A 13,741-nucleotide genomic window follows, 5' to 3' on the forward strand; every position below is an offset into this window, starting at 1 on the left:
TTTAAGTTTTTTTCTTGCCTTCCGGAGCTGTTGCCTATTTACTATACAAGACCGATGCTACCGGATTTGATATAACAGCCTTTTTGAGCGAACTTCCTAAAACAGAAAATATCGCTGTGCCATGGGTAAAACTGTTGCAGGTTCACAAGTCAACAACTCCCCATCAGCTCTAACTTCATAAGTTTCCGGGTCAACTTCTATTTCTGGCAAAGCATCATTTAATTTCATATCTTGTTTGCTAATTTGCCGAGTATTTACCACTGCAACTGCTGACTTTCTCAACTGTAGTTGAGCCACAATATCAGTTTCCAGAGCAGCTTGAGAAACAAAAGTCAAAGAAGTAGCAGCGATCGCTCCCCCAAAACTAGCAAACATTGGCTGCATAACCACTGGTTGTGGAGTAGGAATACTTGCATTGGCATCTCCCATCTGAGCATAAGTAATAGCTCCTCCCTTAATCACCATTTCTGGTTTCACCCCAAACATCGCAGGTCGCCACAAACATAAATCTGCCAACTTTCCCAATTCCACCGAACCCACATACTCAGCAATACCATGAGCGATCGCCGGATTAATCGTGTATTTTGCCACATAACGTTTAGCACGCAAATTATCATTTTCCCCAGACTCTCCATTCAAAGGTCCGCGCTGAATTTTCATTTTGTGAGCTGTTTGCCAAGTTCTAATAATAACCTCTCCCACACGTCCCATGGCCTGAGAATCAGAAGCAATCATACTAAACGCTCCCAGATCGTGCAGTATATCCTCAGCAGCAATAGTTTCTCGACGAATGCGAGATTCTGCAAAAGCCACATCCTCTGGAATATTTCGGTCTAGGTGATGACACACCATTAACATATCCAAATGTTCTTCCAAAGTATTGAGAGTATAAGGACGAGTGGGGTTAGTAGAAGAAGGTAAAACATTTGCTTGACCGCAGACTTTGATAATATCTGGAGCGTGACCGCCTCCCGCACCTTCAGTGTGATAAGTATGAATTGTCCGGTTTTTAAAAGCTTCTATAGTGGTTTCTACAAACCCTGCTTCATTGAGAGTATCGGTGTGGATAGCAACTTGCACATCGTACTCGTCCGCAACATTTAAGCAGGTGTCGATCGCCGCCGGGGTAGTTCCCCAGTCTTCATGTAATTTTAATCCCATCGCCCCTGCTAATACTTGTTCGACTAAAGCTTGGGGTTGACTACTATTACCTTTGCCCATGAAACCTAAATTTACCGGGAAAGCTTCAGCAGCTTGCAACATTCGGTGAATATTCCAAGGACCGGGAGTACAGGTAGTCGCATTAGTACCTGTGGCAGGACCTGTTCCTCCACCTAACATAGTTGTTATACCAGAAGCGATCGCTGTTTCTATTTGTTGAGGACAAATAAAATGAATATGGGCATCAATGCCACCTGCCGTTAAAATCATGCCCTCACCCGCTACAGCTTCAGTTCCCGGACCGATGATAATATCTACATTATCTTGGATGTAGGGGTTGCCTGCTTTGCCAATTTTGCAGATTTTACCATCTTTGATGCCGATGTCTGCTTTGACAACTCCCCACCAGTCGAGAATGAGAGCGTTGGTAATGACTAGATCCACTGCGCCATCGGCATTAGCAATAGGAGATTGCCCCATACCGTCACGGATGACTTTGCCTCCACCAAATTTTACTTCATCGCCGTAGGTAGTGTAGTCTTGCTCGACTTCTATGAATAATTCTGTATCAGCTAGACGGACGCGATCGCCTATTGTTAGCCCATAAGTTTCAGCATAGGCACGACGGTTTATTCTGTAAGCCATATTTATTCTTTAGTAAAATGAACGGTGGTGGTGCATTAGACATTTCCTCCAAAAGAGGGAGTAGGGAGTAGGGCAGGGCTAATTCTTTGTTGTCACAGAATATTAATATGAAATACAAAAAATTGTGCAAATATACGAATCTACCCATCTCCCGACATTCCCCTCCTGGGAGGGTTTAGGGGTGGGTCTCCACCCTCTTTATCTAAATTACATCGATGCTACCTTAACACTGTAGTGGACCGACACAGCTAAAATAGTGCAATAGTAGGGGCGGGTTCCACGTTAAATTAATGAGTCTTAAGCAATTAAATGAAACCGCCCCCACCCCAATAATCGCTCCGCACAAAATTAGGTGTATCGGTCCAGTAGGTTGAAGATGCCTGTTGAAAACACAGAAAACTGAGAACAGCAAAATTAAAAAGCATTCCGGTACGGAAATGCTGTTAGCTCCGCATTCCGCTACGGAAAATACCGATCGCTGGTTAATCTAAGGTTTAGGACAAGTCCCCAGTTTCCAGTCAACATAGAGATCGCGAGGGTCTGTGTCCCTGAGCCAAATAATAAACCTTTTATAGTCATCTATATTGTAGGGAGCGATACAACCCACAGTGCCAGGGGAGCCATAATAGCGATTCCAGTCAATATGAATTTCGATCGCGCTTCTTTCTGTAGTACCAGGTTCTAAATAATCTAACGGAACAGTTACTGGACCTATACCACTCTGAAAAATATTACCGTAATAATTATCTCTCCCATCAGCCCAGATAATATCGTTAACGTACCATCTTCCCTCTGGCAGTGGTTCTCCAGTCATTGCCCGACTTTGAACTGCGGTACGGAAATATTGTCTTCCCGGAGCCCCACAGCATACTTCTAATCTTTCCTGTAGTTTCCCATTTTTAAAATAGTCTAAGTTCAGCACATAACATCCATAGACATCTTTACGATCTGTTTTTGTTAGCAGCAAATAATTTTTGCCTGTGGTTCCAGGGGGTGTAGGAGGAACTGGAGCAGGCTTTTCTCCCCACAATTTTTGCCAGGTTGTTAAGTTTACTGTACCGTCAGCATTGGTATTGAAAAAATAATCTTCTTTAAAGTCTATAACTGCTAATTCGGTTTTATTACCAAAAAAAGCATCAATTTTTCCGTTATAATACCCTAAATCTCTCAACTTAACCTGTAAAATCCTCACATCTTCCCCTTGACTACCTCGCACTAAGACACGATTGAGACTGGGATTTTTGCCTTTCTTGAAGATATCAGAGATGCCAAAAATTGAGATTCTTTCCCCTGCTGGAATTGGTTTATTCGCCGGAGCAATTACAAAATATCTGGCATTTTTGTATAGAGGAAAAACATTAGCTAAATACTCTTTGTCAAATTTTTCTAAAGTTAATATTTCTCCTACTTCACCTCCCTGCCAAGCTACAATTACAGTTTTTTTATTTTCATCTCTGTATCCTTCTAGCCAAGTTACTTGATCTTGCAATGATTCTTCTTGAACTAAGGGTTTTCCTTTATTGCTAGCAGTGTTGAATAGCTTTTGTTCGTCAGTACGACGGGATACTAAACCTGGCAGTGGTTGCTTAACACCATTGACTACTCCGTTTACCCAACGTGGAAATTCATTTGCTGCTCCTTGATAGTCTCCTTGGTTGAGTTTTCTTAACATAGTACTTCTTTCAAAAGCACCAGTTCCAACGTTATAACAGAACGATACAAGAGCATCAAACTGATTTTGATTCAAAGGAACTTTAACCAGCCTCGAAACTACTTCTGCTGCTTTTTCGCATTCATACTTTAAATAGAATTCTGCATTTCTTTCTGTAATTCTTTCTCCTAGCTGAACTTTTTTTCCGTTGGGGTAACGAATGGTTCCATACCCAATGGTTGGTATTCCTACTGGGTCTAGATAAGCATTCAGAAAAAGTCCTTCCCATTTTTTGACTAAGTTTAGACAATTTTGTGATATTTCCATGCTACAGCTCCAATTTACAACTAAACAGTCATATTTTATGTTAGTTATAGCTGTTTGCAATTTTAATTAAGCACCAAATTATTGAGTTTATAACTAATACATTGATTCAAAACTAATATCAGGACTTACACAAATTGACTTTTCAAGTACCATTTGTAGGGGCGAATGGTATTTGCCCTCGCTATATGTAGAGTCTCTGCGGAAGTCCTGTAATATATTAGTTTCTATAGGATATAAGCTTTCAATTTACACTTTTTGAATCTTTATTTATATAGTTATCAAAAAATCTAAATTTTCATCAATTTAAACATTGATTTAGCAACCCATAAATTAACTGATATGCAAACAGCAATAACATTTTTTAGCTATAGTTGATTTAAAGACTAATCATTTACTGCTCTGTGAATTAAATTTACAGGGATTCTAATAAGTAGACATAAATCAATATAAAACTAAGAGATAGGTGTGAAGTGGAAGAAAAACTTTAAGCCTCATCACAACTATTTTATTTATATATTAGTTTGAGCAAAAAAATAAGGTATTAATATCATATCCCGATAATTAGTGATCAAAAAACTTTCTCCTTTTCCTCCTCTTTATTCTTTCTTCCCTCCTAACTCCTGACTCCTGACTCCTGAGGACTCTGTCATTTATTTATAAGTATTCAATCGGACATTATATAAGTTTCCTCTTTGAAGAGGATAAAAAGCGGTCGTTAGCGTAGCTTCCCGAAGGGTGGGATAGCGAGGAAACCTCGCCATATCCAATCAACCAAGAGAAAGAAAATTCTGTATCTTCTCCCATCCCTATTGCCGGAGGTACTGAATAACTGTTAACTGAATTGACTTACCTATGTAAAATTTTTAAGTGCCTGGACAGCAAGATTCCTGAGAAACAGTTGCTCAAGTGAACATTTCCAACTAAACTAATATGGCAAATTAACTCACATAATCAGGAGAATCAAAAATTGCCCACTCTAGGTGTCAACATTGACCACGTTGCCACAATTAGACAAGCGCGACGAACTGTAGAACCAGATCCAGTAGCAGCAGCAATTTTAGCTGAACTTTCTGGTGCTGATGGTATTACTGTTCATCTGCGGGAAGACCGTCGCCATATTCAGGAACGAGATGTCCATATTCTGCGACAAACAGTGCGAACTCATTTGAATCTGGAGATGGCACCTACTACAGAAATGGTGGAGATCGCTCTGGAAATTAAGCCTGATTATATTACTCTTGTACCAGAACGTCGAGAAGAAGTAACGACCGAAGGCGGTTTAGATGTTGCTAGTAATATCTCTCGTATGAGAGAAGTAGTAGCTCAGTTGCAAGGAGCGGATATTCCTGTCAGTATGTTTATTGATGCAGAAAAAGTCCAGATTGAAGCTTCCGCAGAAATTCAGGCTAAGTTTATCGAACTCCACACGGGATGTTATGCAGAAGCTACTGATGAGGCCACTCGCTATCAACAATTGACGATTTTGGCAGATGGGTGCAAAATGGCTATCGCTGCTGGACTTCGAGTTAATGCTGGACATGGCCTTACTTATGGGAATGTTTATCCAGTTGCTTGTCTAGAAGGTATGGAAGAACTAAACATTGGTCATACAATAATTTCTAGGGCAGTACTCGTGGGTATGGAGCGAGCTGTCCGCGAAATGAAACAAGCCATTAATGACCAGTTATAATAGAAAAGCGATGTTGAAGCCCCCTGTGTTTTAACCTATGCTTTATTAATATCTTTCTTAACATAAAACTTGACAAAAAAGACAAGTTATGGATAAGACTGGGAGCGACTTTTTCGGGAGAAAATTATATTGAAAAATACACTTTTTTGAGGACTGTAGACAAAATTCTTACTTCCCAAACCCCCCACCCTCCCCACAAGGTTTTCAGGAGTTCCTTATAAGGGATAGGTTTTAACCGGGGGATGAAAACAAGTGAGTTGTTTAGACTAGACAATTTTAGTTGTCCTGTGCTACTGTTACCAATAAAAAGTAAGCAGAATGCTAGGCATTAGCCTGAGCAGACTGTGTAGGGGCACTTTGACTTGTCCCCAAAGAATATATCTTTGGTCAGCTAAGAATAGACTAAGCAACAGGATAAATCTGTGTTGCTTGGTATATACTTGGAATCCCCGTGACTTGAGTCCGAGGAGAAGTCAATAATTTCTGTTTATTGATTGAAATGCAAACTTACTATTACGTTTTAGCTAGTAAAAAATTTTTACTAGAGGAAGAACCCCTGGAAGAAGTTTTTAGGGAACGCACCAGAGATTATCACGAAAAAGAAAAAGAAATAGATTTTTGGCTGGTTCCTCAACCTGCTTTTTTAGAAGCTCCGGAACTATCTAGTATTAAGGCAAAATGTCCTCAACCTGCTGCAGCGATCATTTCTACTAACTCTAAATTTATTACTTGGTTAAAGTTACGCTTAGAATCTGTAATTACAGGAGAATTTCAAGCACCTTCGGATTCTATCCCTGATCCTTTAGCTTCTCTTGAGGATGCTTCTTTGAAAGACTCTTGAAGAAAAAGTCAGGACATAGAAGTAGGGGAGTGGAGGAGTAGAGGAGTAATTATAGAATTATTAACATATCCTATATAATCGGGTTCTATATCAGAATCAATTGGATGAAGATTTCAATCTCAATAGCCTTGATGCAGAAATTACAGCGCTTTTCATTTTGAAGAAGGCAGAGCGCTTTTCATTTTGAAGAAGGCAGAAGGAAAAATTCCTTATGGTATCAATTCCCAAACAATTTTAAGTATCCCTGTTAACAGTGGGGTATTAAACTTGCAAAAGAAAAGAGAAAAATGATCTTCATCAATCATCTTGAGAATATATCTAATTCCCCCTTCCTCTGTAGGGACGTTGTATGCAAAGTCCCTGCTACTTCCTACTCCCTGGTTTGTTTTTGGCCATGAATCATACTCAACTGCAACTCAATAAATTCTGCTTAGGGGGCTTGAAAACTTTTATGGCCTCAGCTTTTTTGTTTTTGTCATCCTTGACAATTGATACTAACTATGCTTTTGCTTTAGAAACTTGTCAATCTCCTGCTAGTGACGAATACTTACTGGTAATAATTACAGAGACATCAGCAGCTCAAGATATACTTAGACGGAGTCTACCGCCAGATATTATCATCGAAGTCTGTCGCTACATTGACCAGACTGTTAGTAGTATCCGAGGTTTTGATGACAAAGATGTGGCTAGTGATTGGGCGCGTTATATTCAGGACATTGTAGGGTTGTCTGCTTATGTGGTTAGACCTAGTAGAGAAACAACTCCATCAGATACTCCATTACCAGCGCCTCCAGAAATAGGATTTAATCCTCAACCTCTGGGTACGGGTTTTGCAGTTTTAGTCGATTATAATAATCAACCAGAAATTGCTCTACAGTTGGAAAGAAGTTTAGGACGCAACGTAGGTTTAGTTGCCTATGGACAAAAACCTTTCTTATTGGTTACATATACAGAGAATAGGAGAGCTGCTACAAATAGTTTGTTCAACTTAAGCGATCGCGGATTTTTAGCTTTTGTTGTGGATAGTAGTCGGGTAACATTAATTAGTCCTAGAATTAAATCAATAAATCAATAACTAATATACCTTATACCTATCCAAAAATCAAAAATCAAAAATCAAATCTATTCTGAGCTATAAATTATCAATTACTTCTCCCTATTTCCTCTTTTGGAGGAGATTTCTAATACTCACGGGCTGACAAGCTAGCTATAAGGTATATATGTAAAGAGTTTGTCGAAAAAAGTGTGCCTGTTTTAATCTCAAATTCTCACTTTTTGAGGATTTTGCGGTGGCTATGGCAGAAAAATCTCTCTAACTATTATTCCTCCTACTTTCTCTATCTTCCCACCCTCCCCACACTTCCCACGCTCCCCACGCTTTGCTTTTTTCAGCAAACCCTATTTATAGCAGTTGAAGCAAAGCTTAGGACATTCCTAAATGCGGATGTAACCCAGCTTCGGGTTATGCAGTTGCTTCAAATCGGGGAAACCGCCCAACGCACTTCACTCAAAGCCACACCAAGCCGCTCAAACCCAGTCATAGATGACTTCTGACTTGTGCGTAGTGCTATGACCCACTACCAAATATTGCAGTCAGGAATACTAGCAGAAAAGTACCAAAAATATATGAAGATTCAGTAAAGATTTCTCTGTTATATGAAGATTCAGTAAAGATTTCATTTTTACTTGTATCCGTAATTTTAACGATGTATGATGAGTTAAAATTACCAAAAAGAAGCTTGAAATTAAATCATTAATAAAGGAGAATTTCTCAAATGTTTTCCATTAAGATTTTGCCCAGAATGTTGACTGCTTCTGCCCTAGGATTAACTTTTTCCGCTATAGGAATTGACTCAGTTAAAGCTGCTACTTTAGTTGGTAATGTAGTTACTACAACTACCGATCCGGCTGAGATTAATCTTTGTGCTGATAATAATCTTTGTTCTCCTGGAGCAACTATCAGCTTGGATACGAGCGCTCCTGCAAGAATTGTTGAAAATGATACAGGGTTTGCTATAACAGATATCTTGTATACTATTGCACCAGGTGAAGATGCTGTTTGGGATTTAGCTAACAGTGTATCGGACATCTTCGATATAACTATTTTCGCTAATGGAACCAAAATGCTTTTGCATAATGGAGAATTCGGAATTGATGAAGTCGCTTTTGCTCAAAGAATTGCTGTACCTGAATCTCCTGCTATAGATTTTTCTTTTACAATCAATAGTGGAGTCAGTGTTCCAGAGCCTGGTTTAATTTTTGGTTTCATTGGTTTGAGTCTTTTGGGTGTTTCTCAAAAATTTGCTGCTCCCAGTGCAAAGGGCAATTTACCGAAAAATTGGGGTAGGCGCCTCGCCGAGGCGCGGGCGACTTTCTATAATTGTGCTATAATGAAATTGGTTATGTACCCGCCTTGTCTCATAAATACTGTAGAAAAGAAGATGTTTGTCGAAANTCTATCTCACCTTTAGTAACCTCTAACTCCCAGTCACCACCCAAAGCAGCACTACCTGTTGGTCTAGCAGAAGCCGCAATATTTGCCCCTGTTAACTGATGTAGCTTTTCCAAAAATTCTGTACCTGCATTTGTAGAAGCAACACTACAACCATAGAGCAATATATTAGTAACCGACCAAGTTTCTAATTCTTCAGCATAATCATTGTTGATATTATTAGTATTTAATTGGCTATTACCCAAAGATAAACATCCCGGCGCACCGTGAGAAACTATATGTATGGATGATATCTGAGGATATTTTTTGATAATTTTGGTAATTTGCTGAATACCATCGTCATTTGGATGAAGAATAACTACTTTTGTCCCTGACAAAACTTCTGTAGCTAAACTCTGATAATCCTCCACATGAGAGTCTATAAAGACTATTTGTTGCTCTGTTTTTGCTTCTGTCGAAAAATCAAATAATTCGATCGACTTTTTGGTAGATAAGGATTGGTAGATGTTGATTGTAGACATTGGAATTTTTTCCTTAAAAATGGATGGTAGATAGATGTTTATTTGTGAACCTTGTCTATTATATAGACTATATAGACGATTTTATTAACTTGGTGTTTCTCTGAATCAGATACTAAGCCAAATATATTAGAGAGTAGAGTACTAGCCTCTTGTTAATTATCTATATCTATTGTTTTAATTTTAAGACAGACAGCAACTCAAACGCTTCCTAAAAGTGGGTGATTATGATCTTCACACCATTTGATTATTTACAGATATTAAAAGTTCATTGTGTTCCTATTTAGTTTTTCAATACTAATTTTCAGAGTAAATGATATAGAAATTCATAATATACACCATAAATTTTTCTCCAGCAAAAGTAGAATGGAGAATTTATACTTTATTTCTTCTTAAAGAGAAACAAACAAAGCTGATAACTAAATACTAATTTATATCAAGTTACTCAATAAGTTTAAACAAGGCAAATATACTTATTTGTTTTGTTATATCAAGTTTGGCTAACCGTCATATCATGTCCGGTTAAATACTGAATAAATAATTGCTTCAGAGTCAGACTAAGAATCATTAGCTTGGGCTACCAAAAGGAATTATGAATTTAGATTCTATTTGATTGAATATTTAATCAATAATCAAGAACAGGGAGAAAGTTGACAAACAGTTCAATATAGGGGATATTTGACCAAATATACAGAGAAGGAGAGTTTTTATCACTAATTGAATAGACTTGATATTACAGCAAGATAATATTACCTTAAGTTTACTTTATATATTATATACCTAAATCAATAATCAATATCTATCTGTTTTTTGAGTGGCTCCAATTTGCCGTGAGTGTGGAGATGGTCTAACGGAAGTACAACTCAGTTTATTTGATTTGTTGCCTAGTCAAGAATCCATTTTAGCGTAGCGTTGCGCCAGCAAAACAAGAATCTCCCGTTATAATCTTTGATTTAACTGTGAGATTGTTAATTGTAGAGAAATCATTCTTGGGCTGATATCGGGGGCCACAGGCCCCTATTATGAATTATTCAGCAGTAAAAATTAATGTCCCTTTTGCTGCTTCTAAACTATCACTAATTTTTTGCCCATCGTGAAAAGCAGCCAAAATTACATCACAAGTTTTTCCCCAAGCAATTATACCGTTGGCATCAATAGCGATCGCTCCTAAGTCCCTCTGATGTTCGTGAGCTTCAGCAAATGAACGCTCAAAAGCTGCTTTGAGGGAAAAACCATCTGTTACCCGAATCACAATTTTGGCAGCTAAACATTCATCAATAATATCTTCTCCAATGCCTGTACAACTAACTCCAGCACTGCCAGTGGCATAATTTCCGGCGGGCATGGCCGAATCACTTACACGACCAATCTTTTCAAAACCTTTTCCACCAGTAGAAGTTCCTGCAGCTAATCTCCCTTCTTTATCTAAGACTACCACCCCTATAGTGCCAGTGCCTGGAGATTCTGCCACGACATTTGCCATCTTTCTACTAAAGTCGTTTTTGCGGTCTTCTAGCCATTCGTTTAATCGTTTATCTGTGAGGGGGTTGTAAACTGGCATTTGTAGTTCCCGCACAAATTCGGCTGCTCCATTGTCTGATAGTACTCGATCGGGTGATGTTTGCAGTGCTTTGGCCAACTCAATGGGGTTTTTAATCCGGGAGACATTGATCGCCCCACTAAACCGATTATTTAAACCATCCATCAAGGAAGCACTCATCCGAATTTGGCCATCAGATTGTAGGACTGAACCAGTCCCAGCATTAAATATTGGGTCATCTTCTAATAGTTGACAACCACGGACAACTACATCAATGGCCTTTGTATCGCTCAGAAGTAAGTTATGTAATTCATCTACTATTTTATGGAGAGATTTACGAACTGTTTCTAATCCTCCTTTTTCCTCAAGGGAACTACCTGCACCGCCGTGAATAATTAGTTTTGGTTGCATTTTTTGTTGTGATTAACTACATAATAATTAAATTTCGGTATGAGGCTATATGTCAATTTGTTTGTGAAGATTTGACTTGCGTCGCCGACATCTTTCAGAACAATATTTAACTTCATCCCAACACTCAGCCCATTTTTTTCGCCAGGTAAAAGGGCGATTACATACAGGGCAGATTTTGGTTGGTAAGTCAGATTTAGATTTAGCTTTTCCCATGATATTATATTTAGTTTCAGCGTGTGAAAAAAGCATTGTTTATATTAACTTTGCTAGTTTTTTGCTGTTTTGATTTTTGTTTTTTTGCTATACCTATTAATTATTGTATCGAAAAAAGATAATTTTGATAATTTAAAATTTATCTATTTATTTTAAAATATCAAATCTAGGCTCCTAACTATAAACAATTTTTCCTTCTACCAAGAGGAATATACAGCCAAAGGTTGGGAATTTTAGATATTTTTTTTCTTCTTGATTAATTTATTCAAAAATGAAGACTTGTAAAAACTTATTAACAATTTTTTTTCCTTATTTATTACTTTTGATGATGACGGCGATCGCTCTTTATTTTACGAGACCAGTTTCTTTACAAATTCGTTGGAATGATGAAACACTTTACTATACTGTGGCTCAAAATATTGTGCGTAATTTTGATTTTAATAGTCATCATTATTTAGCTAGTAGTATTATCGAAAAAGGTTATCCTACTAAGGATACTCATTTGCCTGGTTATCCTTTAATTTTAGCTATTGGTTTTTTGATTGGTGGCATTAATGAAAGAACGCCGTTTTTTGTCAATTATTTGCTACTGATGATAACTATGTTTCTCATCTTTATAGTTGGCAAAAATATATTTAATCAATGGGTTGGTTTTGGTGCTGCTTTGATTTACCTAATTTATCCTTACACTCTAATTTTGACTCATTCGGTAATGACTGAAATATCTGCTGCTACTGTAATTATGGTGGCTGTAGTTCTATTATTTCTACAAAAAGAGGGTTGGTTAAAAGGTATACTTTTAAGTTTAGTAATAGCTTTGGCATATCTAATCAAACCTTTTCTTTTAACCTTACTTCCTGCTATTATTACTGTTTTATGGATAAATAAAAATCAATATTACAAACGAACTTTACTGAGTTTATTGTTTTGTTTGACATTATTATCAATCGCTTTCTTAATTCCCCTTTCCCAAAATCAAGAAATTTATCCTTATGCAGCAACAAGAATTTTATCCCAATCTAATTTTACTAATATGCTCAGAATGATGGGCGACAATTTTTTATTTAATTGCAGTCTCATCATTAACTTTAAACAGTTTCCAGTCTATGCAACAATTACTCTATCAATGCTGCTGCTATGGAGTATTTCTTTAGCTGTATTTACTACCAAAATTGAGCGACATAAATCTACATCTTTTCAAGCTTATAGAAATTTATGTTTTTTTAGCCTAATTAGTTTTATGCCAGCTTTATTAGCAGTTTTTTTACTTTATCAATATATTGATATGGGTATTCGAGGACTGGCAGTTTTTTCTCCATTAATGGCAATATTATCAGCGACAAGTTTATGGCTATTAGGAAAGGCAGAAGGCAGAAGGCAGAAGGCAGAAGAGAATGATGACTTTTGCCTTAGTTTATTAATTTCACAATTACCAACTAAAAAGATATTTGCTATAGGATTAGGAATTTTGGTGTGTTTAAGTTATTCAAATTTTGTCACATTTCACAAATTAAAAAATCTGCAACGACGACAGTCTGAACGTTTATATACTTATAGTTCCCGGGTGCAAAAAGTTATTTCAAAATTGCAAATTAAGCCACAAGTAGTAATATCAGAAAAAAACTTTTATCTAGCGATCGCTAATTATCCAACTCAAGTAATTTGGCAATTACCCCAAACATTACATGAATTACGAGAAGTAGAAAAAAAAGTGACAATAGAATTGATAGAATTAAAAGATTATGACCCAATTTTTCAAGAAAATTTACAAGTTTATCAGAATTTAAACCTATTAAATAACCGTTACATTTTACAATACCAAGACCAAAATTTTTATTACTATTTAAGATTGAATAAATAATATACATCAGATAAAATAATTTTCGAAATCTGGAAGTAGATTTGATGAACTATTTGCCGTTTTTTTAGGTAAAAAAAATGCTTATATTTAAAAAAAATATATCAATTTATCTCTTTGAAATTCTGACTTATAGCATCCTAATAGAAACCATACCAGAAGTAATTTAATCTCAAAAAATTAAAACAGGTAAATTTATATTGGTCACTAATATCTTCAACAAAAAACAGATGGAAATTTACAACCATTAAAATCTGGGAAACTAAGGTTTAGTCATTTGACAAATGCGGAACTAGACTTAAGACAACTAGTGTCAGACTGCTGCTAATACTAAGTTATACCAGTTTGAAAAAAGAATGCTATAAAAAGTGCATCTCAATCGGAGATGCTTAAAAATAGCTTCTCCAGTTCATTTGAGATAGTTATATCTATCG

General features: G+C 37.0%; 9 protein-coding genes. 4 read left to right on the plus strand and 5 right to left on the minus strand.

The window, feature by feature from the left end; translation table 11 throughout:
• Positions 1-96: 96 nt before the first annotated feature.
• Positions 97-1,806 carry an urease subunit alpha gene (gene ureC, locus F6K23_RS07120; RefSeq protein WP_293152604.1) on the minus strand — a complete coding sequence of 570 codons (1,710 nt, stop codon included), beginning with the start codon at positions 1,804-1,806 and terminating at the stop codon, positions 97-99.
• 487 nt (positions 1,807-2,293) lie between these two features.
• Complete coding sequence (locus F6K23_RS07125) at positions 2,294-3,784, minus strand: glycoside hydrolase family protein (protein WP_293152607.1); 1,491 nt, start codon at positions 3,782-3,784, stop codon at positions 2,294-2,296.
• 967 nt (positions 3,785-4,751) lie between these two features.
• Between F6K23_RS07125 and F6K23_RS07130 the strand changes: the two genes are divergently transcribed.
• The 3 genes from F6K23_RS07130 to F6K23_RS07140 all read left to right on the plus strand — a co-directional run bounded on the left by F6K23_RS07130 (position 4,752) and on the right by F6K23_RS07140 (position 7,390).
• Complete coding sequence (locus tag F6K23_RS07130) at positions 4,752-5,474, plus strand: pyridoxine 5'-phosphate synthase (RefSeq protein ID WP_293152610.1); 723 nt, start codon at positions 4,752-4,754, stop codon at positions 5,472-5,474.
• Between the two features lie 499 nt (positions 5,475-5,973).
• Positions 5,974-6,315, plus strand: coding sequence for an MgPME-cyclase complex family protein (locus tag F6K23_RS07135; RefSeq protein WP_293152613.1), 342 nt, complete (start codon positions 5,974-5,976; stop codon positions 6,313-6,315).
• 451 nt (positions 6,316-6,766) lie between these two features.
• A complete protein-coding gene (locus tag F6K23_RS07140) occupies positions 6,767-7,390 on the plus strand; it encodes a hypothetical protein (protein WP_293152616.1) in 624 nt (207 codons plus the stop codon).
• Between the two features lie 1,343 nt (positions 7,391-8,733).
• On the opposite strand, the gene F6K23_RS07145 is transcribed toward F6K23_RS07140, so the two are convergent.
• The 3 genes from F6K23_RS07145 to F6K23_RS07155 all read right to left on the minus strand — a co-directional run bounded on the left by F6K23_RS07145 (position 8,734) and on the right by F6K23_RS07155 (position 11,449).
• Positions 8,734-9,288, minus strand: a complete 555-nt coding sequence (locus F6K23_RS07145) for a DUF4347 domain-containing protein (protein WP_293152619.1) — start codon at positions 9,286-9,288, stop codon at positions 8,734-8,736.
• Between the two features lie 1,024 nt (positions 9,289-10,312).
• Complete coding sequence (locus F6K23_RS07150; protein WP_293152622.1) at positions 10,313-11,236, minus strand: isoaspartyl peptidase/L-asparaginase; 924 nt, start codon at positions 11,234-11,236, stop codon at positions 10,313-10,315.
• A gap of 45 nt (positions 11,237-11,281) precedes the next feature.
• Positions 11,282-11,449: a DUF2256 domain-containing protein gene (locus F6K23_RS07155; RefSeq protein ID WP_293153149.1), complete on the minus strand. Its 168-nt coding sequence runs from the start codon at positions 11,447-11,449 to the stop codon at positions 11,282-11,284.
• Positions 11,450-11,720: 271 nt separating this feature from the next.
• On the opposite strand from F6K23_RS07155, the gene F6K23_RS07160 reads away from it, so the two are divergent.
• Entirely contained in the window at positions 11,721-13,310 is a 1,590-nt protein-coding gene (locus tag F6K23_RS07160) for a glycosyltransferase family 39 protein (RefSeq protein ID WP_293152625.1), read from the plus strand.
• Positions 13,311-13,741 lie beyond the last annotated feature (431 nt).

Origin of the sequence: Okeania sp. SIO2C9 (assembly GCF_010672455.1) — a bacterium.
Taxonomy (GTDB): Bacteria; Cyanobacteriota; Cyanobacteriia; order Cyanobacteriales; family Microcoleaceae; genus Okeania.